Annotated in this window: 25 protein-coding genes; 15 read left to right on the top strand and 10 right to left on the bottom strand. The window is 63.0% G+C overall.

What is annotated here, in order from left to right:
• Positions 1–126: 126 nt before the first annotated feature.
• Positions 127–1,290, bottom strand: coding sequence for an acyl-CoA dehydrogenase family protein (locus J2W94_RS03840; protein ID WP_310090376.1), 1,164 nt, complete (start codon positions 1,288–1,290; stop codon positions 127–129).
• Between the two features lie 134 nt (positions 1,291–1,424).
• A complete protein-coding gene (locus J2W94_RS03835; RefSeq protein ID WP_310090375.1) occupies positions 1,425–2,246 on the bottom strand; it encodes a glycine zipper 2TM domain-containing protein in 822 nt (273 codons plus the stop codon).
• Between the two features lie 169 nt (positions 2,247–2,415).
• Here J2W94_RS03835 and J2W94_RS03830 point away from each other — a divergent pair, with 169 nt between their 5' ends.
• Together J2W94_RS03830 and J2W94_RS03825 are read left to right on the top strand one after the other, a co-directional pair.
• A complete protein-coding gene (locus tag J2W94_RS03830) occupies positions 2,416–2,637 on the top strand; it encodes a DUF6116 family protein (protein ID WP_310090374.1) in 222 nt (73 codons plus the stop codon).
• 9 nt (positions 2,638–2,646) lie between these two features.
• The gene (locus tag J2W94_RS03825; RefSeq protein ID WP_310090373.1) at positions 2,647–3,435 is read left to right on the top strand and encodes a TatD family hydrolase; all 789 of its coding nucleotides are present in this window, start codon (positions 2,647–2,649) and stop codon (positions 3,433–3,435) included.
• Positions 3,436–3,516: 81 nt separating this feature from the next.
• On the opposite strand, the gene J2W94_RS03820 is transcribed toward J2W94_RS03825, so the two are convergent.
• Positions 3,517–4,323, bottom strand: a complete 807-nt coding sequence (locus tag J2W94_RS03820; RefSeq protein ID WP_310090372.1) for a tRNA threonylcarbamoyladenosine dehydratase — start codon at positions 4,321–4,323, stop codon at positions 3,517–3,519.
• A 76-nt stretch (positions 4,324–4,399) separates the two neighbouring features.
• Between J2W94_RS03820 and J2W94_RS03815 the strand changes: the two genes are divergently transcribed.
• Together J2W94_RS03815 and J2W94_RS03810 are read left to right on the top strand one after the other, a co-directional pair.
• Complete coding sequence (locus J2W94_RS03815; protein ID WP_310090371.1) at positions 4,400–4,843, top strand: hypothetical protein; 444 nt, start codon at positions 4,400–4,402, stop codon at positions 4,841–4,843.
• A 160-nt stretch (positions 4,844–5,003) separates the two neighbouring features.
• A complete protein-coding gene (locus tag J2W94_RS03810; protein ID WP_310090370.1) occupies positions 5,004–5,468 on the top strand; it encodes a glycine zipper 2TM domain-containing protein in 465 nt (154 codons plus the stop codon).
• 51 nt (positions 5,469–5,519) lie between these two features.
• Here J2W94_RS03810 and J2W94_RS03805 read toward each other — a convergent pair whose 3' ends face one another.
• A complete protein-coding gene (locus J2W94_RS03805; RefSeq protein ID WP_310090369.1) occupies positions 5,520–6,197 on the bottom strand; it encodes a hypothetical protein in 678 nt (225 codons plus the stop codon).
• A gap of 154 nt (positions 6,198–6,351) precedes the next feature.
• Between J2W94_RS03805 and J2W94_RS03800 the strand changes: the two genes are divergently transcribed.
• A complete protein-coding gene (locus J2W94_RS03800) occupies positions 6,352–7,458 on the top strand; it encodes a M35 family metallo-endopeptidase (protein WP_310090368.1) in 1,107 nt (368 codons plus the stop codon).
• Positions 7,459–7,533: 75 nt separating this feature from the next.
• Here the strand turns inward: J2W94_RS03800 and J2W94_RS03795 are convergent, their stop codons facing one another.
• On the bottom strand, positions 7,534–7,743 hold the full coding sequence (locus tag J2W94_RS03795) for a cold-shock protein (RefSeq protein WP_093280354.1): 210 nt from the start codon (positions 7,741–7,743) through the stop codon (positions 7,534–7,536).
• Between the two features lie 230 nt (positions 7,744–7,973).
• Here J2W94_RS03795 and J2W94_RS03790 point away from each other — a divergent pair, with 230 nt between their 5' ends.
• The 3 genes from J2W94_RS03790 (at position 7,974) to J2W94_RS03780 (ending at position 10,983) form a co-directional block, all read left to right on the top strand.
• The gene (locus J2W94_RS03790; protein WP_310090367.1) at positions 7,974–8,459 is read left to right on the top strand and encodes a DUF456 domain-containing protein; all 486 of its coding nucleotides are present in this window, start codon (positions 7,974–7,976) and stop codon (positions 8,457–8,459) included.
• Between the two features lie 153 nt (positions 8,460–8,612).
• The gene (locus tag J2W94_RS03785; RefSeq protein WP_310091568.1) at positions 8,613–9,821 is read left to right on the top strand and encodes a phospholipase D-like domain-containing protein; all 1,209 of its coding nucleotides are present in this window, start codon (positions 8,613–8,615) and stop codon (positions 9,819–9,821) included.
• Between the two features lie 7 nt (positions 9,822–9,828).
• A complete protein-coding gene (locus J2W94_RS03780) occupies positions 9,829–10,983 on the top strand; it encodes a phospholipase A (RefSeq protein WP_310090366.1) in 1,155 nt (384 codons plus the stop codon).
• A gap of 43 nt (positions 10,984–11,026) precedes the next feature.
• On the opposite strand, the gene J2W94_RS03775 is transcribed toward J2W94_RS03780, so the two are convergent.
• A complete protein-coding gene (locus J2W94_RS03775) occupies positions 11,027–11,467 on the bottom strand; it encodes a CoA-binding protein (protein ID WP_310090365.1) in 441 nt (146 codons plus the stop codon).
• Positions 11,468–11,594: 127 nt separating this feature from the next.
• Here J2W94_RS03775 and J2W94_RS03770 point away from each other — a divergent pair, with 127 nt between their 5' ends.
• Entirely contained in the window at positions 11,595–12,713 is a 1,119-nt protein-coding gene (locus tag J2W94_RS03770) for a sterol desaturase family protein (protein WP_310090364.1), read from the top strand.
• A 3-nt stretch (positions 12,714–12,716) separates the two neighbouring features.
• Here J2W94_RS03770 and J2W94_RS03765 read toward each other — a convergent pair whose 3' ends face one another.
• Positions 12,717–13,352, bottom strand: a complete 636-nt coding sequence (locus tag J2W94_RS03765; RefSeq protein WP_310090362.1) for a glutathione S-transferase family protein — start codon at positions 13,350–13,352, stop codon at positions 12,717–12,719.
• Between the two features lie 149 nt (positions 13,353–13,501).
• Positions 13,502–15,034 carry a fumarate hydratase gene (locus tag J2W94_RS03760; RefSeq protein ID WP_310090361.1) on the bottom strand — a complete coding sequence of 511 codons (1,533 nt, stop codon included), beginning with the start codon at positions 15,032–15,034 and terminating at the stop codon, positions 13,502–13,504.
• A 113-nt stretch (positions 15,035–15,147) separates the two neighbouring features.
• On the opposite strand from J2W94_RS03760, the gene J2W94_RS03755 reads away from it, so the two are divergent.
• From J2W94_RS03755 to J2W94_RS03745, 3 genes are read left to right on the top strand one after another with little or no spacing between them, the layout of a single operon-like run.
• Entirely contained in the window at positions 15,148–15,966 is an 819-nt protein-coding gene (locus tag J2W94_RS03755; protein WP_310090360.1) for a dimethylarginine dimethylaminohydrolase family protein, read from the top strand.
• A gap of 47 nt (positions 15,967–16,013) precedes the next feature.
• Positions 16,014–17,909: an ABC transporter ATP-binding protein gene (locus J2W94_RS03750; protein ID WP_310090359.1), complete on the top strand. Its 1,896-nt coding sequence runs from the start codon at positions 16,014–16,016 to the stop codon at positions 17,907–17,909.
• A 26-nt stretch (positions 17,910–17,935) separates the two neighbouring features.
• Positions 17,936–18,319, top strand: a complete 384-nt coding sequence (locus J2W94_RS03745) for a hypothetical protein (RefSeq protein ID WP_310090358.1) — start codon at positions 17,936–17,938, stop codon at positions 18,317–18,319.
• A gap of 94 nt (positions 18,320–18,413) precedes the next feature.
• Here the strand turns inward: J2W94_RS03745 and J2W94_RS03740 are convergent, their stop codons facing one another.
• Together J2W94_RS03740 and J2W94_RS03735 are read right to left on the bottom strand one after the other, a co-directional pair.
• On the bottom strand, positions 18,414–19,211 hold the full coding sequence (locus tag J2W94_RS03740) for an amidohydrolase (RefSeq protein WP_310090357.1): 798 nt from the start codon (positions 19,209–19,211) through the stop codon (positions 18,414–18,416).
• Between the two features lie 133 nt (positions 19,212–19,344).
• Positions 19,345–20,493: a pyridoxal phosphate-dependent aminotransferase gene (locus tag J2W94_RS03735; protein WP_310090356.1), complete on the bottom strand. Its 1,149-nt coding sequence runs from the start codon at positions 20,491–20,493 to the stop codon at positions 19,345–19,347.
• Positions 20,494–20,541: 48 nt separating this feature from the next.
• Between J2W94_RS03735 and J2W94_RS03730 the strand changes: the two genes are divergently transcribed.
• From J2W94_RS03730 to ccmB, 3 genes are all read left to right on the top strand, one after another.
• Entirely contained in the window at positions 20,542–21,045 is a 504-nt protein-coding gene (locus tag J2W94_RS03730) for a DUF3293 domain-containing protein (RefSeq protein ID WP_310090355.1), read from the top strand.
• Between the two features lie 93 nt (positions 21,046–21,138).
• Entirely contained in the window at positions 21,139–21,783 is a 645-nt protein-coding gene (gene ccmA / locus J2W94_RS03725; RefSeq protein WP_310090354.1) for a heme ABC exporter ATP-binding protein CcmA, read from the top strand.
• Positions 21,780–22,463: a heme exporter protein CcmB gene (gene ccmB / locus J2W94_RS03720; RefSeq protein WP_310090352.1), complete on the top strand. Its 684-nt coding sequence runs from the start codon at positions 21,780–21,782 to the stop codon at positions 22,461–22,463. The genes ccmA and ccmB overlap by 4 nt, the downstream gene beginning before the upstream one ends.
• Positions 22,464–22,474: the final 11 nt, after the last annotated feature.

Raw genomic sequence — 22,474 nt, 5'->3', positions numbered from 1 at the left:
AGGTGCCCGTAGGGCGGATGAGGGTGTGGACTGTCAGCTTGTACAAATCCATCGCTGGTGCGTCATTCTCACGCCCTCATCCGTCGCTTCGCGCCACCTTCTCCCGATGGGAGAAGGAAAATCAGATCAGAACGCGTTTATACCTGTCAGCTCCCGCCCGATCACCAACTGGTGCACGGTCTCCGTGCCTTCATAGGTGATGACCGACTCGAGGTTCAATGCATGGCGGATCGCGGCGTGCTCGGTGGTGATGCCGGCGCCGCCGAGCAGGTCGCGGCATTCGCGGGCAATGTCGATGGCCATGCGGCAGTTGTTCCACTTCGCCAACGATACCTGGGCGGGCTGCATGTTGCCGGCGTCCTTCAGGCGACCAAGTTGCAGCGAAAGCAGCTGCGCCAGGGTGATGCGGCGGGCCATCTCGGCCATCTTGATCTGCGCGCTCTGGGTGGCGGCTACCGGACGCTCGAACAGGATGCGTTCCTTGGTATAGTCCAGCACTTCGTCCAGGCAGGCGATGGCCGCGCCGATCGGACCCCAGGTGATGCCGTAGCGGGCCTGGGTCAGGCAGCCCAGCGGACCCTTGAGGCCTTTCACATTGGGCAGGCGGTTGGCTTCGGGCACGCGCACGTTGTCGAAGAACAGCGCCGAAGTGACCGAGGCGCGCAGGCTCATCTTCTTGTGGATTTCCTGGGCCTTGAAGCCGGCGAAATCCTTTTCCACCACGAAACCCTGGATGCCGTCCTCGGTCTGCGCCCAGACGATGGCGATATCGGCCAGATTGCCGTTGGTGATCCACATCTTGGAGCCGTTGAGGATCCAGTCGTCGCCATCTCGCTTGGCGTTGGTCTTCATGCTGGCCGGATCGGATCCGCCCTGCGGCTCGGTCAGGCCGAAACAACCGATTACCTTGCCTGCGGCCATGTCCGGCAGCCAACGCATGCGCTGTTCTTCGCTGCCGTAAGCGTAGATGGGGTACATGCACAACGAGGACTGCACGCTGACGAAGCTGCGGATGCCCGAATCGCCGCGCTCCAGTTCCTGGCAGATCAGGCCGTAGCTGACCGCATTCAGGCCGCCGCCGCCGTACTGTTCCGGCAGGGAAGAGCCCAGCAGGCCCAGATCGGCGATCTCGGACACCAATTCCTTGGGAAACCGGGCCTGGTCGAAGGCGTCGCCGATGATCGGACGCACACGCTCGTCGGTGAAACGCGCCACCGTGTTCTGCACCGCGCGCTCCTCTTCGCTGAGCAGGGAACGGATGTCGAACAGGTCGTAGGGGTTCAGGGCCATGCGTGGGAAGCCGGTTTCGGACAGTCCACCATTGTATTCGGCGCCTATGTAGCGCCGTAACCCCCTAGTCCGCCGACCGCAAACGGAAAGGCCGGCGAAATCGCCGGCCTTTCTAGTTGATACGCCGAAGCGGCTCAGCCCTTGCTGTCGCCTTCCACCGAAGCGGTCTGGGTGACGACCTGTCCATCGACGACTGGCAGGCGGTCGCCCGGCTTCTCGTCCATGCGGATGGTCTTCTCTTCGCCGTCGAAGCGGTAGGTCACGTCGTAGCCCACCACCTTGTCGGTGTTGCCCATGGCGATGCGGGTACCGGGCTTGCTGCCCATGCGCATGGTGCCGGTGGTGCCGTCGGCATTACGATAGGTCACGTTGTAACCGGTCACGCGCGAGGACTCGGAGCTGGTGTTCTCGGTGTGGCACTGGCGCTCGGTGCGGCTGACCACCCGGCCACCGACATGGTTTTTGTCTACCTTGTTGCCGATTACGCCGCCGACCACGGCGCCCGCCGCGGTCGCGGCCTTCTTGCCGTTGCCGCCACCCACCTGGTTGCCCAGCAGGCCGCCGATCACCGCGCCTGCGACCGTGCCGCCGGCGTTGCCGTCGCGCTCGGGCAGGCGTTCCTGCACTACCACGTCGTTGCACACTTCGCGCGGAGTATTGGTGGTGGTGGTTTCCCGCACCGGCTCGCTGCCGATCACGGTGGCGTAGATCTTGTTCTTGTTGGTGATGGGGTCGACCTTGACCACTTCCGCATACTGCAGAGTGCTCGGTTCGATCTGGTTGTCGAGGGAAGCCTGGTCCAGAGCGGTATCGGTGCCATCGCCCACCGGCTCGCCGGTATTGGCATTGACGAACTCGGCAGGCTTATCGCGATTATTCATATAAGCCGCAGTGGCGATGCCGCCGAAAAGCAGCGCGCCAGTTGCGATGAGGATCGTGGTGGTATTGCTTTTCATGCCAATCTCCAGGCGGGCGGCCCCCGCGTTATCGATAGGTCAATTGCAGCACGACATAGCTGAACGACAACCGGTTTCGACCTGCCGAAACCGCCCGTAGCGTGAACCAGCTCGGAGACCATTGCTCGTGGTAGCGTGTCCTCCGTCACACCACTTCCGAATCAGACAAATGGCTACTCCTCTCCTGTTGCCCCTGCTGAACTGGGCCAGAAAACTGCGCTACCCGACCCTGTTCAAGATTACCGCTGCGCTGTTCGCGATCACGCTGTTTATCCCCGATCCGATACCGTTGGTCGACGAGATTCTGCTGGGTCTGGGCACGCTGCTGCTGGCCAACTGGAAGAACCGGAAAAGCCCCACCGTCATAGATTCGAACGATCCTCCGCGATAGGCATGAAGCATGCTGGTAGACAGCCATTGCCACCTGGACGCATCCGAATTCGATGCCGATCGCGTAGCGGTAATCCGCCGCGCCCGCGCCGCCGGAGTCGTCCAGCAGGTGGTTCCGGCGGTCGATGCCGAGCACTGGCCTCAGCTCCGCGATATCTGCCGAACGGATAGCGGCCTGTTTCCTGCCTATGGCCTGCATCCGATGTTCCTGGACGCGCATAAGCCGGAACACCTGCCGCAACTCGGCGAGTGGATCGCCCGCGAACGCCCCTTGGCGGTAGGCGAATGCGGGCTGGATTTCTTCGTCGAGGGTCTGGACGCAGACGCGCAGCAACTCTATTTCGATGGACAGCTGGCGCTGGCGCACGATTTCGATTTGCCGGTGATCGTGCATGCGCGGCGCGCGGTGGATGCGGTGATCGCGTCGTTCAAGCGCATCGGCAAGTTGCGAGGCGTGGTGCACAGTTTTTCCGGCAGTCCGGAACAGGCACAGCAACTGTGGCAGCTGGGTTTTCTGATCGGTATCGGCGGCCCGGCGACCTATACCCGGGCCAATCGCCTGCGCGGATTGATCGCGCATATGCCGCTGGAATACCTGTTGCTGGAAACCGACGCGCCCGACCAGCCCGATGCGGAAATCCGCGGCCAGCGCAATGAGCCGGCGAGGCTCGCGTACGTGTGTCAGACGATCGCAGATTTGCGCGGCGTGAATGCTGAAGCGATAGCGACGGCGACCACCGCCAATGCCCGGCGTCTTTTCAACCTACCCAATACGACGCAGGAGCTGGAAGGGCGGTAGGAGCGACGTGAGTCGCGAAATAGCGTTCTATGGAGAAGCCTCTTCGCGACTCACGTCGCTCCTACCGCCCCTACGACGCCCCTACCGCTCAGCTGCAAGAGGCTGCTTCTTCAACAGCAGCTCCAGCGCTTTGGCGACCATGGCGAAGGCGAAGGCGCCGGTGATATGCGTGGCCGCTCCGAGACCTGCGCCGCAATCCAATTTCAACGCCGCATCCGCGCCCAGCTGCGGACGCACGCCGCAGACGCTGCCATCGGCCTGCGGGTACTTGACGTTCTCCAGCGAATACACCGCCTGCACGCCGAAATAGCGATCCGGATTCTTGGGGAAATTGAACTCGCTGCGCAGCTTTTTCCGGATCAGCGCCAACAAGGCGTCGTGCTCGGTACGCGACAGATCGCGCAGCCGTATCTGGGTGGGATCGGTGCGTCCACCGGCAGAGCCGGAGACTACGATAGGTAGCTTGCGCCGGCGGCACCAGGCGATCATCTCGACCTTGGTACGGAAGCTGTCGCAAGCGTCCAGCACCAGATCGAACTCCCGGTCCAGCAGCTCTTCCAGATTGCCGCCGGTCAGGAACATGGGCACCGCGTCCACCTGGATCAGCGGATTGATCGCACGGCAGCGGTCCGCCATGGCTTCGGACTTGTTGCGGCCATACTGGCCCTGCAGCGCAGGCAACTGGCGATTGGTGTTGGAGACGCAGATATCGTCGGCGTCGATCAAGGTGAGATGCCCCACTCCGGAGCGGGCCAGCGCCTCCACCACCCACGAACCCACGCCCCCCATGCCGACCACGGCCACGCGGCTGCCGGCGTATTTTTCCACCGCCCCCTGGCCGTACAACCGGTCGATACCGGCGAAACGTTCGCGTAGTTCTTTCTTCATCTCACTATTGTAGACGTGGCGGAACCCGTGACGCGCGTCGTACTATTTCGGCACGACAACCCAAGGAAGCAAGCTTATGTCCAGCCAGCCCACGCCACCGTCCAACGCCACGCGTTATCTGTTCCTTTTCCTGATTGGGCTGGTCATCGGAATCATCGGCGTGGTGATGGTGTTGCGGGCGATCGAAGGACGCAAGACCTGGGAAGACCGTTTCCCCGAGGCGGCGATGCACGTCATGCAAGCCCATGTCGAGCAGCTGCGTTCGACCGCGACGGCCAATCGCTGCAGCGCGTCGGACGTACTGCCGCACCTGCAGACATTGCGGTCGATGGCCAATGATCTCGAGCCCGCCTTTCCCGGCATAAAGGAAGACGCGCGCTTCGCCCAGCATGCGGGAAAATTGCGCGCGACGCTGGACGGCGTGTTGGCGTCGCCGCCGCTCGGCTGTCCCGGCGTGGAAGCTGCGGTCAAGCAGATAGAGGAAGCCTGCAAGGCCTGCCATCAGGATTTCCGCGGCTGAATTCCCGCTGACGCTTTTCCGCCAATAGTCCGATCTTGGTAGGGATTGACGCCTGGTTCATGCAATGACGGACAGCATGGCTCCAGGTAGCGGGGGCTGCGGTGCAGACCCGCGACCACTTTCAACCGCCGCAGCCTGTGAGGGCTCTAAGGAGAATCGCATGAAAATCCGTCTGCTCGCCGTGGGTGCCATCGCGGCCGTTGCACTGGCCGGTTGCGCCACCACTTCACCCAATTATGGTTACGGCAGCCCGTCGCCCGCCTCGTCATCCGCGCGCTGCTACGACTGCGGCATCGTGACCCGTATCGATACCGTCAGCTCCGGCCGCACCGCGCCGTCCAAGACCGGCGCCGTGCTCGGCGGCATCGTCGGCGCGATCGCCGGCCATGAAATCTCCGACAAGACCGGCGGCAGCAAGGGCAACCAGAACATCGCCACCGTGGCGGGCGCAGTCGGCGGCGCCGTCGCCGGCAACGCCATCCAGAAGCGCACCACGGGTGACAGTTACGATGTGCATGTGCGCATGGACGACGGTCGTACGGTCGTCATCAACCAGCGCGACCTGGCCGGTATCCGCGAAAACACCTATGTTCGCGTGGTCAACGGCAAGGTGGTATTGCGCTAACAGCGGCTGTCGGATCGCCGATGAAAAAGGCCCGCAATGCGGGCCTTTTTCTTAGGGCAACGGCAGCTCGCCGCGATGCGCGCAACCGGCCAGTTGCAGTTCGCCCAGGTTGATCTTCGCCTGCCAGGCCGACGCCGCATCGGCCATTCCATCGGCGCAATAGCCGGGCAGTATTTCCACCGCCCCCTTGGGAGCAACCGACGTCCAGGCGTAGCCTGCGCCGACCTTTGTCGGGGCCACCACCTGTAGGGGCGGATTGTCCGGTCGCTGCAGCAGCCAACCGGTCGGCGAGAGCTGCAAGGACCAGAAGGGCTCGGTTCCGCTGGCGACGAATTGCGCCGCCTCCGGCGCGGAACCGCAACGTGCACCTTCGGTGTGCGCACGTTCGATCGCAACCACTTCCAGCTTGTCTTCTTTCTCCCTTACCCAGGCATCCAGAAAGAATTCCAGCTTGCCTCCGGACTGCAGAAAGCGATCCAGGAAAATTTGGGACTGCGGAGAAAGCGTGAGAATGCGCTGTCGATCGCTACCGCACGGCGTGAGCCCATAACCATCCTTGCCGATCAAGGCTTCTCCGCGGATACGCTGCACTTCCGCAGCGGCAGGCTTGCCGGACGGATCCGCATTTCCTGTCGCGGAACCCGCTTCACGCGCTGCACAGCCGGTCAGAACCAGCGCCAGCACGATCGAGACCATCGAGGTTTTCTGGGACTTGCGCGAAATCATCATATGAACACACCCTCCGCTGCACCGACCTGGCCGGTTGGATCATATCCCGGGCGATTCGTGTTGCACGGCATCACTACCACGATCGTTTTTCGCAGTATCTTCCTTTGTCCGCAGCACGGACGGTGTTATTCCCATTACATAAAAGGACTGACAGATGAACAAGGCACTTGGTCGTACGCTCGCCACCAGCACGGTGCTCGCCACCGCAATTGCAGTCGCTGCAGCCGTAGCCGCTCCGCGCAATGCTCCGTTCAATCCCTTGCAGGTCCGCATCGCGGCCGTGAACGCCAAAGCCGGCGACCTGCTGGGCGCCGTGGAAATCGTGATCACCAACACCAGCAACAAAGTGGTCCGTGTGCCCAAGTGGCAGCTGCCTTCCGATTTCCCGGAAACCAGCCTCTTCCGCATCACCCAGGATGGAAAGCCCGTCGCTTACGAAGGCGCGCAGGTCAAGCGCGGCCTGCCGCAGGCCGAGGATTTCGCGATCCTGCGTCCGCAACAAAGTCTGCGCACGGTGGTGGACCTCTCGTCCTCCTACGATCTTTCCAAGAGCGGCAACTACGAAGTCGCCCTGGCATCGCCCTTGCAGTACGCCTCGCTTTCCGACGGCAGCATGCTGCGTAGCGAACGCGGCACGCCCATGGTGATGCGCAGCCAGCCGCTGAAATTGTGGGTGGATGGCAGCGACGTACTGGGCGCGGCGAAAGCCGCCAAGGGTAAACCCGGCAGCGGCGGCACCGTGGTGAACGGAGTCAGCTACGTAGGCTGCTCAACCACCCAGATCAGCACGGCGGGCAATGCGGTCATCGCGGCGCGCAACTATTCCGAGAACGCCAAGAACTACCTGAATTCCGGCGCCACCGGCCCTCGCTATGGCACTTGGTTCGGTGCGTATACCAGCAGCCGCTACAGCACGGTTCGCGGCAATTTCACCGCTATCGATACCGCGCTCGACCAGAACGCCGGGCAGATAAAGATCAACTGCGGATGCAACCAGAGCTACTACGCCTATGTGTATCCGACCCGTCCCTACGAGATCTTCGTCTGCCGCGCTTTCTGGAACGCACCGTTGACCGGCACCGACTCCAAGGCCGGCACCCTCATCCATGAAACCAGCCACTTCAATGCCGTGGCCGGTACGGACGATATCGTTTACGGCCAGAGCGGCGCCAAGAGCCTGGCATTGAGCGACCCCGCGAGCGCCATCCAGAACGCCGACAGCCACGAATATTTCGCGGAAAACACGCCACAGCAGAACTGATCCGACCAAAAAAAGCCCGGCGCAATGCCGGGCTTTTTTTGTTTCGCTTCTACGTGGAAGACGCGGGTCGTGCGATCAGAGCGCTTCCACTGCGTCGGCCTGCAGGCCTTTCTGCCCTTGGACGACGGTGAAGCTGACCTTCTGTCCTTCCTTGAGGCTCTTGAAGCCCTGGCTTTGGATGGCGCGGAAATGCACGAACACATCCTCGCCATTCTCGCGGCTGATGAAGCCGAAGCCCTTGGCGTCGTTGAACCATTTGACGGTACCGTTTTCGCGATCTGCCATTTCTGCTAACTCCCTGGAACGGTTGGTGGATACGCCGTTGCTCCGGCGGCTGGTTGCAAGGAGGAAGCGTGTAACGTTGTAGCGGAACATGGTTCGACCGCATCAGGCCACAATGCACGGTGACCTTGGCAAGCGCAGCGGCTGAACAGTAACCCGCTATTTCTGAAAATGCAATAATTCCGCCAACCTTCGCGATACATCTAAGTTATTGATTTAATGGGGAGAAATTCTTGGAATTGCAGTCGTTGTATTACGCGCTGGCGGTGATCTTGGTTCTGGTGGGCATTGCGGGGGTGATCCTGCCTGCCCTGCCTGGCCTGCCGCTGGTGTTCGCAGGCATGCTGCTGGCGGCCTGGGCCGGCGACTTCCAGCAGATCGGCTGGGTCACGCTGGTGATATTGGGCTTGCTGACCCTGCTTTCGGTAGGCGTGGATTTCTTCGCTACTTTGATCGGCGCAAAACGCGTGGGCGCCAGCAAGAAGGCGCTGCTCGGCGCGGTGCTGGGAACCTTCGCCGGATTGTTCTTCGGTCCTATCGGCCTGTTCGCCGGGCCCTTCGTCGGCGCGTTGTTGGGTGAGCTGTGGCACGGACGTGAAATCGGCCAAGCCGCCAAGGTAGGCCTGGGAACCTGGTTGGGCATCCTGCTGGGCACGGTGCTCAAGTTGGGCCTGGCATTCGCGATGTTGGGCTTGTTCGCATTCGCCTGGTTCGTCTGATCCGGGCGACGGCTTCACCCCACACCAATACCTGGCTCCGGATACTCCCCTAGTCGGGGGAGAACGATGATTCGGAAGAATTGGAGCCGCAAGCGTGTGGCGTGGACGATCGCGATAACGGTGGCGATCACGACGCTGTGCGTGGTGCTGGCGATGAACTTCGCCACCCCGGAGAAAAAACTGGAGAAACCGGTAGCGCATCGGTACGCGATCTCCGATCCGGAATTCAGGCGCGAAATGTCGGTGATGCTGGGACCGACCATTTTGCCGGGCAACCGGGTGAAGTCGCTGCAGAATGGCGATCAGATTTTTCCGGCGATGCTGGAAGCGATCGGCGCGGCCAGGACTTCAATCACCTTCGAGACCTACATCTACTGGTCCGGCGAAGTCGGGAAACAATTCACCGCCGCCCTGTCCGAGCGCGCCAAGGCCGGCATTCCGGTCAACGTGATCATCGACTGGGCCGGCAGCATCAAGATGGACGATGAGCTGCTGGACCAGATGCGCGGCGCCGGGGTACGCATCCACCGCTACCGTCCGTTGCATTGGTACACGCTGGGCCGCATCAACAACCGCACCCACCGCAAGCTGCTGGTGGTCGACGGCCGCATAGGATTCACCGGCGGCGTCGGCGTGGCAGACCAGTGGTCCGGCCACGCCCAGGATCCCGACCACTGGCGCGATTCCCATTTCCGCATCGAGGGTCCGGCCGTTGCGCAGATGCAGGCCGCCTTCAACGACAACTGGATCAAGACCACGGGCGAAGTATTGAACGGACCGGCTTATTTCCCGGAGCTGCAGTCGGTCGGCGACGTCGACGCGCATCTGTTCATCGCCTCCCCTTCGGGCGGCAGCGAAAGCATGCACTTGATGTACCTGATGGCCATCGCCGCTTCCGAACAGTCCATCGACCTGGCCGCTTCCTACTTCGTCCCGGACCAATTGATAGTCCAGGCGCTGTTGGTGGCCCGGAAGCGCGGTGTGCGCATACGCATCCTGTTGCCCGGTGCGCATATCGATTCGGATGCCGTCCGCCTCGCCTCCCGGGCAGGATGGGAAGACCTGCTCTTGGCCGGAATAGAGATGAGCGAGTATCAGCCGACCATGCTGCATACCAAGATGTTGATCGTGGACCGCAAACTGGTTTCGGTAGGTTCCACCAACTTCGATATACGTTCGTTCCGGCTCAACGACGAAGCCAGCCTCAATCTCTACGATCCCGCGTTCGCCGAGGAAATGGCCGCGGTCTTCGAGAATGATCTGCGGCATTCCACGCTTTACACACATCAGATGTGGCAGCAACGGCCTTTAAAGGAGAAACTGATGGAGAAGTTCGTTCTCCCCCTCAAATCGCAACTGTGAGTACCGCATGATTCCGAACCGTTTCCAGTTCAGCCTCCTGGCTTCGGCTATGGCCGCCTCGTCCATTGCGATGGCACAGACCGCGCCTGCGCCCGCCACGCCTGAAGCCTGCGTGGCGATAGAAACCGATGCGACCCGCCTGGCCTGCTACGACCAGGCGCTGGGACGCGCGGCCAGCGACACGCAGGCCGCCGATGCCGCTGCCGAACTGGCCGCCGAACTCGCCAAGCAGGAACGCAAGGCGGCTGCGCCGGATGGCTCGGCGCCGCTGAGCGAACGCGCGCGCCACCGTCTAGGTTCGCTATTCGGCAACGACGATCAATACGCCGAAGCGCGCGCCAATGCCGGCAAAGGCTCGCTGCTGGACAGCCGCTGGGAACTGGCCAAGGACTCCAAGCTCGGCGTGTTCCAGATGCGCGCCTATAAGCCGGTCTATCTATTCCCGGCGTTCTGGACCAGCAACGTCAACGAAACCCCGTCTTCGCCCAATCCCGACAACACGGTCGAGACCCCGCAGAACCTCACCAGCGTGGAGGCGAAGTTCCAGCTCAGCTTCAAGACCAAGTTCGCCGAGAACCTGTTCGGCGACAACGGCGACCTGTGGGGCGCCTACACCCAGAGTTCGCGCTGGCAGGTCTACAACGGCGAGGAGTCGCGGCCTTTCCGCGAAACCAATTACGAACCGGAAGTGATGCTGGTCTTCCACAACAACTACAGCCTGTTCGGTTGGAAAGGCCGCATGACCGGCATCGGCATCAACCACCAATCCAACGGCCGCAGCGATCCGCTGTCGCGCAGCTGGAATCGGGTGATCCTCAACGTGGGCTTGGACCGCGAGAACTGGGCCTTCGTGGTGCGCCCCTGGTGGCGCATCTCCGACGGCAACGACGACGACAATCCGGATATCGAGAACTACGTCGGCCGCGGCGATGCGATGCTGGTGTACAGCAAGAACGGCCACGAATTCTCGCTGGTCGGCCGCCATTCGCTGCGCGGCGGCGAGGATTCGCACGGATCGCTGCAGATGGACTGGGGCTTCCCGATCGACCGCACCCTGCGCGGGCACCTGCAAGTGTTCCATGGGTACGGCGAAAGCCTGATCGACTACAACCACAAGGCCACTTACGTGGGCCTGGGCATCTCGTTGCTCGAGTGGTTCTGAGCGTTCGATCCGGCGCACCGCCGGAACAGGCGCTGGTGGCGGATCAATGCTCGCTACGCCAGCGCCGGTGCTCCACCATCAGGCACTCGTCCTGCACCACGTTGATGCCGCCGCGCAGCAGCGATTCGGCGAACGCGTCGTCGCGGATGCCGGTCTGCAGCCAAACCGTACGCGGACGCGCTTTCAGGATGTCCGGCAGATGCGGGGACAAGTCGCTGGATTTGCGGAACACGTCCAGCACGTCTACCCGCCCCTTGATGTCGCTGACCGCGCGCCACACCGGCCTGCCCAGGATCTCGGTGACCTCCGGGTAATAAACCGGCACCGGAATCACCTCGTAACCCACGCGATGCAGGTAGGCGGGGATCATGTGCGCGGGCTGCGCCGCGTGGGTCTCGGGCTTGATGCCCAGCACCGCGATTCGGCGCATGCCGGAAAGGAGCCGATCTATCTCGCCATGGTCCTGGATGAGTGCGCCGCGCATGGTTGCCCTCGGAATGTGTGTGGCAGGTAGATGCGGACATCCGCGCCGAATCCAAGGGCGCTTGAATGATGCCTGCAGGCAGTGGACTATTCGTGCCTTCCGCCCACAGCCTTCCGCCGCGATCCGTATGTCCAGCTTACCGCGTCCCAAACGCTCCTACGCCGCCTATAGCTCCGCCCTGCTGGGATTGCTGAGTCTGTTCGGCGTGCTGTGCTTCCATTTCCCCGAACTGCTGACCAGCAGGGAGTTCCGCGCGGTCTACAGCGAAACCTTCGCCAGGAACCTGCTGCTGGTGGGTCTGGTCGCCGCTTTCCTGTTGGGTACGCTCGCCATCCTGCGTGGCCGCAACCGACGCATCGCGCTGATCGGCGTGGGCAGCGCGACGTTGGCCGTGCTGGTGGGCGGGACCAACGTGCAGTTCGACTCGATCGGCAAGACCTCCTATTCGCTGGGGCTGGACTGGTTCGTGATCTCGCTGTTCTTCTCGGCGCTGGTATTCGTGCCGATGGAGCGTTTCCTGGGCAAGCGCGATATCTCGCCGCTGCGGCCCGGTTGGCGCACCGATCTGGCCTACTTCTTCATGAGTCACGTGCTGGTGCAGTTCATTCTGATCCTGGTCACCGCCTCGACCTCGACCATTGCCGGCCTGGCCATGTTTCCCTCGCTCAAGGCCGCGATCCAGTCGTTGCCGGTATGGGGACAATTCCTCATCGCCGTCTTCGTGGCCGATCTGGCCCAGGCGCTGCTGCATCGCGCTTACCACAACATCCCCTGGCTCTGGCGCTTCCACGCCGTGCACCACTCCAGCCGCGAGATGGACTGGCTGGCGGGTTCGCGCATCCATTTCGTGGAGATCGTGATGACCCGCAGCGCGGTGCTGCTGCCGTTATTGATCCTGGGTTTCTCGGCCTCGGCCGTGAATGCCTACGTGGTGCTGGTGGGCCTGCAGGCGGTGCTCGCGCACGCCAATCTGGGCATACGCTTCGGGCCGCTGGAATACCTGCTGGTGCTGCCGCGCTACCACCACTGGCACCACGCGCGTCAAAAGGAGTACATCGACGTCAATTACGCCATCCACCTGCCGTTGGTCGACATGCTGATGGGCACTTTCAAGCTGCCGCGCAAGCAGGAGGAGTGGCCGCAGGAATACGGCGTGATGAAGCTGGAGACCGTCCCGCGCGGCATCATGGAACAGCACCTGATGCCGTTCCGCAGAAAGAAGGACTACGACGACTACGTGGCCTGAAGCTCAGGTCCAGTCGGTCAATCCTTCGCGTGCGTAGACTTCCTTGAAGGCGGGGCGCGCCTTCATGTGCTGCGCATAGGCCTGCAATGCGGGCCATTCATCCGAAGGTTTTGGCATATTGCGCGACCAGCGCATCAGCATGGTCAGCAGGAAGTCGGCGGCGGACAGCTTTTCGCCTAGCAGATAGGGACCATTGGCCTCGAGGTGATCGGCGACCCGCTGCCAGGCGCTTTCGATCTTCAGGCGTGCGTGCTGTTTGACCGCTTCGACGTTGTCCGCGCCGGCGATCTCGGGTGGATAGAACCAGGCCCGATACGCCGGCTGCAATGTGTTGGCCATGAACAACGTCCAGCGGTAGTACTGGGCGCGCGCTGGCGAACCGGGCAGCGGCGCGAGGTCGGCTGCCGGATGGCTGTCGGCCAGATGCATGACGATCGCCGGCGCCTCGGTGATGGTCTGCCCGTCCTGCACCAGCGTGGGCACCACACCGGCCGGATTGAGTTTCAGGTATTCGGCCGATTTCTGTTCCTGCTTGTCGAAATCGAGCAGATGCAGAGTGTGCGGAACATCGAGTTCGATCAGCAGCCAGTGCACGACCAGGCTGGCAGTGCTGCGCGAACCATAAAGTGTCGTCGACATTCAAACTCCTGAAAGTTCTGAGCCCCTCTCCTACGGGAGAGGGGTTGGGGTGAGGGTACGGCGAAATCATGAGAGGTGAATCATCCAGACTTTGCCGTACCCTCATCCGCCTTCGGCACCTTCTCCCGGAGGGAGAAGGAGGAAAAAAATCATTCCACCACAACGGGAATCTTGCCTATCCGCGCCTGCCACTCGCGCGGACCGGTCTTGTGCACGGACTCGCCAGCGCTGTCGACGGCGACAGTCACCGGCATGTCCTTCACTTCGAATTCGTAGATCGCTTCCATGCCCAGATCGGCGAAACCGACCACGCGTGCGGCCTTGATCGCTTTCGACACCAGATAGGCGGCGCCGCCGACGGCCATCAGGTAGACGGACTTGTGTTTCCTGATCGCCTCGATCGCCGCCGGTCCGCGCTCGGCCTTGCCGACCATGCCCATCAAACCCGTCTGCGCCAGTACCTGCTCGGTGAACTTGTCCATGCGCGTGGCCGTGGTCGGGCCTGCCGGGCCGACCACTTCATCGCGTACCGGATCGACCGGACCGACGTAATAGATGAAGCGGCCTTTGAAATCCACCGGCAGCGCTTCCCCGCGATTGAGCATTTCCACCATGCGCTTATGCGCGGCGTCGCGACCGGTCAGCAGTTTGCCGTTGAGCAGCAGCACTTCGCCGGGCTTGAAGCTGGCGACGTCCTCGGCGGTGATCGTATCCAGGTCCACGCGGCGGCCTTTCGAAGTGTCGTAGGTCAGCTTCGGCCAGTCTTCCAGCGAAGGCGGCTCCAGCATCACCGGGCCGCTGCCGTCCAGAGTGAAATGCGCATGCCGCGTGGCCGCGCAATTGGGAATCAGCGCGACCGGCAGGTTGGCGGCGTGGGTGGGGAAGTCCTTGACCTTGATGTCCAGCACCGTGGTCAGGCCGCCCAGGCCCTGCGCACCGATACCGAGCGCGTTGACCTTCTCGTACAGTTCCAGCCGCAACTCCTCGGCACGGTTGGAAGCGCCGCGCGCCTGCAGGTCGGTGATGTCGATGGGTTCCATCAACGCTTCCTTGGCCAGCAGCATCGCCTTCTCGGCGGTGCCGCCGATGCCTATGCCCAGCATGCCCGGCGGACACCAGCCCGCACCCATGGTCGGCACGGTCTTCAACACCCAGTCGACGATGGAGTCGGAGGGATTGAGCATGGCGAACTTGGATTTCGCTTCCGAACCGCCGCCCTTGGCCGCCACGATCACATCGACCGTATTGCCCGGGACGACTTTCATATTGACCACGGCCGGTGTGTTGTCCTTGGTGTTGGTACGTTTGCCGGCGGGGTCGGCCAGCACGCTGGCCCGTAGTTTGTTGTCCGGGTGGTTGTACGCGCGGCGCACGCCTTCGTTGGCCATGTCCTCGACGCCCATGGTCGCGTCGGCCCAGCGCACATCCATGCCGATCTGCAAAAACACGGTGACGATGCCGGTGTCCTGGCAAATCGGCCGGTGGCCCTCGGCGCACATGCGCGAATTGATCAGGATCTGGGCGATGGCGTCCTTGGCCGCTTCCGACTCCTCGCGCTCGTAGGCGGCGGCGAGATTGCGGATGTAATCGACCGGATGGTAATAACTGATGTACTGCAGGGCGTCGGCGACGCTCTGGATAAAATCTTCCTGCTTGATCGCAGTGGAGGAATCTGGACTCACGACTGGCTCTGTGGCTGGCTGGGCTGCAAAACCGGATTTTACCTGAGTGGCGGGCCGTCATTGCGCCGGAGACGGTATTGCCGCAACGTTGCTCGAACCCACCGGAATCGCCTATGCCCGCCAATCCCCGCTTCCTGATGTGTCCACCCACGCATTTCGCGGTGGACTACGTGATCAATCCCTGGATGGAGGGGAACCTGCACTCGACGGACCCCGCCCGTGCGCAATCGCAATGGTCGGCGCTGCACGAGGTCCTGTCCGGTCTGGCGCGAATCGACCTGGTCGCGCCCGGCGAAGATCTGCCCGACATGCCCTTCACCGCCAATGCGGGACTGGTGCTGGGCGATGTGTTCGTACCCAGCCGCTTCCGCCATGCGCAGCGGCGTGGCGAAGAGGCTCTGTTCACCGAATGGTTCGCGCAACAGGGATTCGCCATTCGCCAGCTACCCGCGGACATGGATTTCGAAGGCGCTGGTGACGCGCTGCTCGACCGTGAGGCGCCCAGGCTATGGTTGGGCCATGGCCATCGCAGCGATGCGGGCATCGCGCAGGAGATCGCGGCGATGTTCGACTTGGAAACCATCGCCCTGCGCCTGTCGGATCCTCGTTTCTATCACCTGGATACCTGCTTCTGTCCGTTGAGCGGCGGCTGGCTGCTGTACTACCCGCCCGCCTTCGATGCCGAGGCCGTAGGCGCCATCGCCTCCCGCATACCCGAATCCCGCCGCATCGCCGTATCCGAACAGGATGCCCTCGCCTTCGCCTGCAATGCCGTCAACATCGGCACGACCGTGGTGGTCAACCGCGCCAGCGGCGAATTGAAGGCGACTTTGGCCAAAGCGGGATTCGAAGTCATCGAGACGCCGCTGGACGAATTCCTGAAGGCGGGCGGCGCAGCCAAATGCCTCACCTTGCGACTGGACGAACGATAGTCGGCCTCTCGATTTCGTAATTCGCGCCACCCACGGCACAATGCGGCATGGCCGAACCGACCCCTGCCCCGACTGCGCCGGCCACCGCCCATTCCAGGCAGGGCAAATCCGGTCCCAGCCTGCGCGAGCGCTTCAAGGCGATGCGCAACCTGCCGCCGTTCCTCAAGCAGATCTGGCAGACCAGCCCTTGGCTGACGATTTCCAGCCTGGGCCTGCGCCTGATCCGCGCGGTGCTGCCCATCATCACGCTGTACATCGGTAAGCTCATCATCGACGAGGCCGTGCGCCTGGTGGCGCTGGGCCTGCCTTTCGAATCGCTGGGCGAGGCCTGGCGTGGCGGTCAGCTCGACCATCTGCTGTGGCTGCTGGTCTTGGAGTTCGCACTGGCGATCCTGTCGGACCTGCTCGGGCGCATGGTCAGTTATGCGGACTCGCTGCTGTCAGAGCTGTTCACCAACGCCACCAGCATCCGCCTGATGGAACATGCGGCGACGCTGGACCTGGAAGACTTCGAAGACCCCGACCTGCAAGACAAGCTGGACCGTGCGCGCCGCCAGACCATGGGGCGCATGAACCTGATGAGCACGCTGTTCGGCCAGGTGCAGGATTCGATCACCGTCATCAGTTTCGCGGCCGGCCTGCTGGTCTACGCGCCCTGGCTGATCGCGCTGCTCGCGGTCGCGCTGATCCCGGCCTTCGTCGGCGAAGCGCATTTCAACGCGATGGGTTATTCGCTGAATTTCGCCTGGACCCCCGAGCGCCGTCAGCTGGAGTACGTGAAGCAGACCGGCGCCAGCGTGGAAAGCGCCAAGGAGGTGAAGATATTCAATCTCCACCATTTCCTGATCGCGCGCTACCGCACGCTGGCGGACAAGTTCTTCAAGGCGAACCGCTCGCTGGCCAAGAGACGCGCGGTGTGGGGCGCGTTGTTCGCAGCCCTGGGAACCTTGGGTTACTACATCGCCTACGCCTATATCGCCTGGCGCACGGTGCGCGGCGATTTCACCATCGGCGACCTGACCTTCCTGGCCGGCAGCTTCAGGCGCCTGCGGCAATTGCTGGAAGGGCTGCTAGTAGGATTTTCGCAGGTGGCCAGCCAGGCGCTTTACCTGGACGATCTGTTCTCCTTCTTCGAGATCCAGCCGGAAATCACTTCGCCGGAAAACCCCGTCGCCGTACCGAAACCCATCGTGCGCGGATTCGTGTTCGAGGATGTGGGTTTCCGCTATCCCGATGCGGAACGCTGGGCGGTGCGCCATCTCAGCTTCGAACTAAGGGCCGGCGAGGTGCTGGCGCTGGTCGGCGAGAACGGCGCCGGCAAGACCACGCTGGTGAAACTGCTGGCGCGGCTGTACGACCCCGACGAAGGCCGCATCCTGCTGGATGGCGTGGACTTGCGCGAGTACGACATCGAGGACCTGCGCGCCAACATCGGGGTGATCTTCCAGGATTTCGTGCGCTACAACCTGACCGCCGGCGAGAATATCGGCGTGGGTCAGATCGACGCGATGGCCGACGACGCGCGCATCCGCGACGCGGCGCGCCGGGCGATGGCCGACGAAGTCATCGCCACCTTGCCCAACGGTTACGACCAGCTGGTCGGGCGCCGCTTCAAAACAGGCGTGGATCTCTCCGGCGGTCAGTGGCAGAAGATCGCCATCGCCCGCGCCTACATGCGCGATGCGCAAGTGATGATCCTGGACGAGCCCACCGCGGCGCTGGATGCGCGCTCGGAGTTCGAAGTGTTCCAACGCTTCAAGGAACTGTCGGACGACCGCACCGCCGTGCTGATCTCGCACCGCTTCTCCAGCGTGCGCATGGCCGACCGCATCCTGGTGCTGGAACAGGGCCAGTTGGAAGCCAGCGGTACCCATGAGGAATTGCTGGCGCAGGGCGGGCGTTATGCGGAATTGTTCGAACTGCAGGCCTCGGGCTATCGTTGACGCAAGCAACCACCAGAAGGAACGGCATGAAATTCTTCGCATTGATCGCACTGATGGCGCTGAGCGGACCGGTTTGGTCCGAAACCGGCCTCGGCCCCGACTACGCCGTCGCCAAAACGCTCGCCGACCAGGACGAAGCTTCGCTCGCACCGGCCGAATCGGCGAGCTTGCGCGAATTGCAGGGAAAACTACTGGGTGAAGCCGTCGCCGCCTGCGCCACGCCCACGCCCGACCTTTCGCCGTTCGTGGTGGTGATGGAACTCGGCCCCGACGGAAAAGTCGTTCGCACCTGGCTGGAGGGTTCCTCGCTGCTGGGGATGTGTTTCCGAAAATATGTCGCCGGCCGCACTTTGATTGTGCCCTCGCGCGTGCCCTTCTACACATCGATCGAGTTGTCTTTCAGCAAATAGCTCGACAAAACATCGGAACAGTGACGGAACGACCGTTGCTCCGTACGGCGCCGGCATCGGTTCGACTTATGCCCGAAGCGTAGGCACCGTAGGATTAAGTCAGCGAGAACGCGTCGCCATCCAACATCGCCGGGAAGCGCTCGCGATGCGCCGCCAGCTCCGACCCGGAGATGACGCTGCTGACGACGCCCTCCTCACCGGTGGTCTCGATCAGCGGCTGGCCCAGGAAATCGATCACCGCGCTGTCGCCCGAATATTCCAGCCCGTTGCCATCCACGCCGACGCGGTTCACCGCGGCGACGTAGCAGAGGTTTTCGATCGCGCGCGCGCGCAGCAGCGTCTTCCACGCATACGCCCGCGCCGCCGGCCAGTTGGCGACGAAAATCTGCAGGTCGAAATCCAACTGACCCTCGCGCTCCACGTTATAGCGGTTGCGCGAATACACCGGGAAGCGCAGGTCGTAGCAGACCAGCGGATTGATGCGCCAGCCTTTCCATTCGACGGTCAAACGTTTCTCGCCGGCGGCGTAGCGCTTGTGCTCGCCGGCGTAGCGGAACAGATGGCGCTTGTCGTAGTACCGCAGCTCGCCATCGGGCGTGGCCCACAGCAGGCGGTTGAACACGCCGTCATCCGTCCGCAGTTGCACGCTGCCGGTCACTACCGCATTGAGCAAGGAAGCCTGTTCTCGTATCCACGCCACGGTCGGTCCGTCCATCCCTTCGGCCTTGTCGATAGCGTCGTTGCTGAAACCGCTGGTGAAGGTTTCGGGCAGGATCACCAGGTCGGTGATATTCGCGAACGGCTTGATCAGATCGCCGTAGTATTCGCGGTTGCCCGCTGGGTCGTGCCAGCGGGTGGCGCCTTGTACGAGTGAGATTCTGAGATCTTGCATGCCGTTACCTTGCTATTTTCTTGATAGGAATGCCGTAGAAGCGACGTAAGTCGCGAATAAAAAAAAGGCCCGCACGGTATCAATCGCGACTTACGTCGCTCCTACGCGTTCCTAAGCGCCCTACGGCTCTCATTCAGAGCTTCAGCAACCGCTCGATCGCCGCATCCATCGTCGCATCATTCTTGGCGAAGCACAGCCTCGCCAGGCGTTGTCCGGCGGGCGGGGATTCGTAGAACGGCGACAGCGGAATAGCGGTGACCCCATGCTCCACCGTCAGCCATTTGACGAATTCGGCGTCCGGCAGGTCGCTGACCGCCGAATAGTCCACCAGTTGGAAATATCCGCCCGGCACCGGCAGCGGCTTCAGTTTCGTCGCCAGCAATTGCTCGCGGAAACGGTCGCGCTTGGCCTGATAGAACGCGCCCAGCTGCTCGTAGTGTTCCGGCTCGTCGCGGATCATCGCCGCGAACGCGTACTGCGCGGGCGAGAAGCTGGTGAAGGTGTTGTATTGGTGCACCTTGCGGAATTCGGCGCTCAACGCGGGCGGCGCGATCGCATAACCGATCTTCCAGCCGGTGCAGTGATAGGTCTTGCCGAAGCTGGAAACGACGAAGGCGCGCTCGGCCAGTTCCGGATAGCGCAACACCGATTCATGGCGCCGACCGTCGAAGACGATGTGTTCGTAGACCTCATCGGAGACCAGGAAGATATCGGTACCGCGCAGTATTCCGGCCAGCTGGCGCAGATCGGCTTCCCCCAGCATCGCGCCGGACGGATTGTGCGGGCTGTTGATCATCAGCAGGCGGGTGCGCGGGGTGATGGCCTCCTGCACTTTCCGCCAGTCCACGGCGAAGGTCTGCGGATCCAGGGCCACGTGCACGGCCTTGGCCCCGGCCAGGTCGATAGCCGGTTCGTAGCAGTCGTAGGCCGGGTCCAGCACGATCACTTCCTCGCCCGGCCGCACCACCGCATGGATGGCGTTGAAGATCGCCTCGGTGGCGCCGCTGGTCACGGTGATCTCGGTATCGGGATTCACTTCGGCGCCGTAGCAGCGCAGTATCTTGGTGGCGATGGCCTGGCGCAGCGCGGGTACGCCGGTCATCGGCGCGTACTGGTTATGGCCGGCGCGCATGGCGACGGCCAACTCGTCCACCAATCTTTGCGGCACGGCGAAGTCGGGAAAGCCTTGGCCCAGATTGACCGCGCCATATTCGGCAGCCAACTGGGACATGACGGTGAAGATGGTGGTGCCTACCTTGGGCAGCTTGGTTTCGAAGGGCATTGGCCGTTCCGTGGATCGCAGGGGGACGTGGGAAAGGGAGTGTACGCAATGATGGAGACCGGTGATGATGGCGCCATGGACGGGAATGCGATTCAAGACGAGGAAGTGGCGAAGCTGGCGAAGGCCTACGCCGCCGCCCACTATTTCGTGACCGTCGGCCACCGGGAATGGTTGTTCGGCGTAGGCCAACTCGCCGAAGACATCGAACGCGAACTGGGCGCGGAAAGCTATCTCTTCATCACCGCCTGGAATCCGCCCGCCAATACCGCCACCGTGGCCGACAACGTGGCCGCCGACGAGCATCTGCAGGCCCGTATCCGGGACGGCGGGTTCCACCATTGCTCAGCACTGGGAAGCAACGCCCAGGGCGGCGCCGTGGAATACGGCTGGGTCGTCCTGAACGTGCCGCTGGAAACCGGCGACGCCTGGGCGCGCGAATTCGGCCAGGCCGGCACCCTTTACTGGAAACGTAATGAAACGGTGCGCCTGCGCATGCTCTGGCCGCGCCCGTCCGGCGTGGCCGACGAACCCCATATCGACTGGGCGGGATGAGCTAGGGCCGGAAGTAGTGGGAGCGGCGTCGTTATTGTTTCCGGCCGGATCAACAGCAAGGCAAACCAGGCGCGCCGTTTACAATGGGCGTAGATGACCCCTTCCCCGCACTCCTCCCTGCCGCTGCTCGCCGCACGCGGGCTGACCTTCACGCGCAACGACGAGCCAGTGTTCGGGCCGCTCGACTTCGTGGTCGCCGCGGGCGAGGCCTTGTTGGTGCAGGGCGACAACGGTGCCGGCAAGACCACCTTGTTGCGCGTCCTGGCCGGATTGCTGCGCGCCGATTCGGGCGAGATCGACATCGATGGCCGCACCGCCCAGGCCAGTCTCCGCTCACGCGCCATCGCCTACCTGGGCCATCTGCCTGCGATGAAGGCGGACCTGAACGCCTTGGAGAACCTGGATTTCCTGTGCGGCCTGCACGGGCGCCGGGCGCGTCAGCTGCCGGGCGATGCGCTGGGAATGGTCGGGCTGGCCGGTCACGAAGACAGCTTGGCCCGCCAGCTTTCCGCCGGACAGAAAAAACGCTTGTCCCTGGCCCGTCTATGGCTGTCGCCGGCGCCGCTCTGGCTGCTGGACGAGCCCTACGCCAACCTGGATCTGGATGGCATCAATCTGGTCAACCGGATGATTTCCGCGCATCTGCGCGATGGCGGGGCCGCACTGGTAACCACCCATGGCGCCTACGCCGCGCCGCCGGTGCAGACGCGGATGCTGGCGCTGGGACGCGTCGCATGAACGGGCCTTCCCTGTTCCAGGCCGGCAGCGCGCTGTTGGTTCGCGATCTGCGCCTGCTCTGGCGCCGGCGCGGCGATGCCTTCCAGCCGGCCCTGTTCGCCCTGCTGGTGGTGGTGTTGTTCGCTTTGGCGCTGGGCGGCGAAGCGCAGGCGCTGGCGAAAGTGGCCTCGGCGGTGATGTGGGTCGCGGTGTTGCTGGCCGGTCTGCTGTCGCTGGATACGCTGTTCCGCGGCGATGCCGACGATGGTTCGCTGGAGCAATGGATCCTCGCCCCCGTGCCCTTGGCCTGGCTGGTGGCCGTGCGAGTGCTCAGCCACTGGCTGACGACCGCGCTGCCGCTGATCCTGGCGACGCCTGTGCTGGGGGAGCTGTTGCACCTTCCCCGCGACCAACTTCCGGTCTTGCTGGCCTCGCTGGCCTTGGGCACGCCTCTGCTCAGCCTGCTGGGCGCGGTGGTGGCGGCGCTGACGGTCGGCATGAGGCGCTCTGGTATTCTTGTCGCCTTGCTGGCGTTGCCGCTATATGTCCCCGTGCTGATTTTCGGCGCTGGCAGCGTCGCCCGCAGCGCGCAGGGCCTGGACGCCGTCGGCGCACTGCTCTTCCTCGGCGCAGGACTGGTGCTGGCACTGGTCCTGGCCCCTTTGGCCGCTGCGGCGGCGATCCGCATCGCATTGCACTGAAGTTTCCGTAC

The organism is Pseudoxanthomonas sacheonensis (assembly GCF_031455975.1).
GTDB classification, from domain to species: Bacteria; Pseudomonadota; Gammaproteobacteria; order Xanthomonadales; family Xanthomonadaceae; genus Pseudoxanthomonas_A; species Pseudoxanthomonas_A sacheonensis_A.
This window is presented reverse-complemented; position numbering and strand designations above follow the sequence as displayed.

Coding starts and splice junctions, on each gene's coding strand:
- J2W94_RS03730 (WP_310090355.1), top strand. CDS start 20,542: ATGATGGAGACCGGTGATGATGGCGCCATGGACGGGAATGCGATTCAA.
- J2W94_RS03800 (WP_310090368.1), top strand. CDS start 6,352: ATGAACAAGGCACTTGGTCGTACGCTCGCCACCAGCACGGTGCTCGCC.
- J2W94_RS03835 (WP_310090375.1), bottom strand. CDS start 2,246: ATGAAAAGCAATACCACCACGATCCTCATCGCAACTGGCGCGCTGCTT.
- J2W94_RS03840 (WP_310090376.1), bottom strand. CDS start 1,290: ATGGCCCTGAACCCCTACGACCTGTTCGACATCCGTTCCCTGCTCAGC.
- J2W94_RS03820 (WP_310090372.1), bottom strand. CDS start 4,323: ATGAAGAAAGAACTACGCGAACGTTTCGCCGGTATCGACCGGTTGTAC.
- J2W94_RS03805 (WP_310090369.1), bottom strand. CDS start 6,197: ATGATGATTTCGCGCAAGTCCCAGAAAACCTCGATGGTCTCGATCGTG.
- J2W94_RS03765 (WP_310090362.1), bottom strand. CDS start 13,352: ATGTCGACGACACTTTATGGTTCGCGCAGCACTGCCAGCCTGGTCGTG.
- ccmA (WP_310090354.1), top strand. CDS start 21,139: ATGACCCCTTCCCCGCACTCCTCCCTGCCGCTGCTCGCCGCACGCGGG.
- J2W94_RS03745 (WP_310090358.1), top strand. CDS start 17,936: ATGAAATTCTTCGCATTGATCGCACTGATGGCGCTGAGCGGACCGGTT.
- J2W94_RS03770 (WP_310090364.1), top strand. CDS start 11,595: ATGTCCAGCTTACCGCGTCCCAAACGCTCCTACGCCGCCTATAGCTCC.
- J2W94_RS03740 (WP_310090357.1), bottom strand. CDS start 19,211: ATGCAAGATCTCAGAATCTCACTCGTACAAGGCGCCACCCGCTGGCAC.
- J2W94_RS03795 (WP_093280354.1), bottom strand. CDS start 7,743: ATGGCAGATCGCGAAAACGGTACCGTCAAATGGTTCAACGACGCCAAG.
- J2W94_RS03775 (WP_310090365.1), bottom strand. CDS start 11,467: ATGCGCGGCGCACTCATCCAGGACCATGGCGAGATAGATCGGCTCCTT.
- J2W94_RS03735 (WP_310090356.1), bottom strand. CDS start 20,493: ATGCCCTTCGAAACCAAGCTGCCCAAGGTAGGCACCACCATCTTCACC.
- J2W94_RS03830 (WP_310090374.1), top strand. CDS start 2,416: ATGGCTACTCCTCTCCTGTTGCCCCTGCTGAACTGGGCCAGAAAACTG.
- J2W94_RS03755 (WP_310090360.1), top strand. CDS start 15,148: ATGCCCGCCAATCCCCGCTTCCTGATGTGTCCACCCACGCATTTCGCG.
- J2W94_RS03815 (WP_310090371.1), top strand. CDS start 4,400: ATGTCCAGCCAGCCCACGCCACCGTCCAACGCCACGCGTTATCTGTTC.
- J2W94_RS03825 (WP_310090373.1), top strand. CDS start 2,647: ATGCTGGTAGACAGCCATTGCCACCTGGACGCATCCGAATTCGATGCC.
- J2W94_RS03780 (WP_310090366.1), top strand. CDS start 9,829: ATGATTCCGAACCGTTTCCAGTTCAGCCTCCTGGCTTCGGCTATGGCC.
- J2W94_RS03785 (WP_310091568.1), top strand. CDS start 8,613: ATGAACTTCGCCACCCCGGAGAAAAAACTGGAGAAACCGGTAGCGCAT.
- J2W94_RS03750 (WP_310090359.1), top strand. CDS start 16,014: ATGGCCGAACCGACCCCTGCCCCGACTGCGCCGGCCACCGCCCATTCC.
- J2W94_RS03810 (WP_310090370.1), top strand. CDS start 5,004: ATGAAAATCCGTCTGCTCGCCGTGGGTGCCATCGCGGCCGTTGCACTG.
- ccmB (WP_310090352.1), top strand. CDS start 21,780: ATGAACGGGCCTTCCCTGTTCCAGGCCGGCAGCGCGCTGTTGGTTCGC.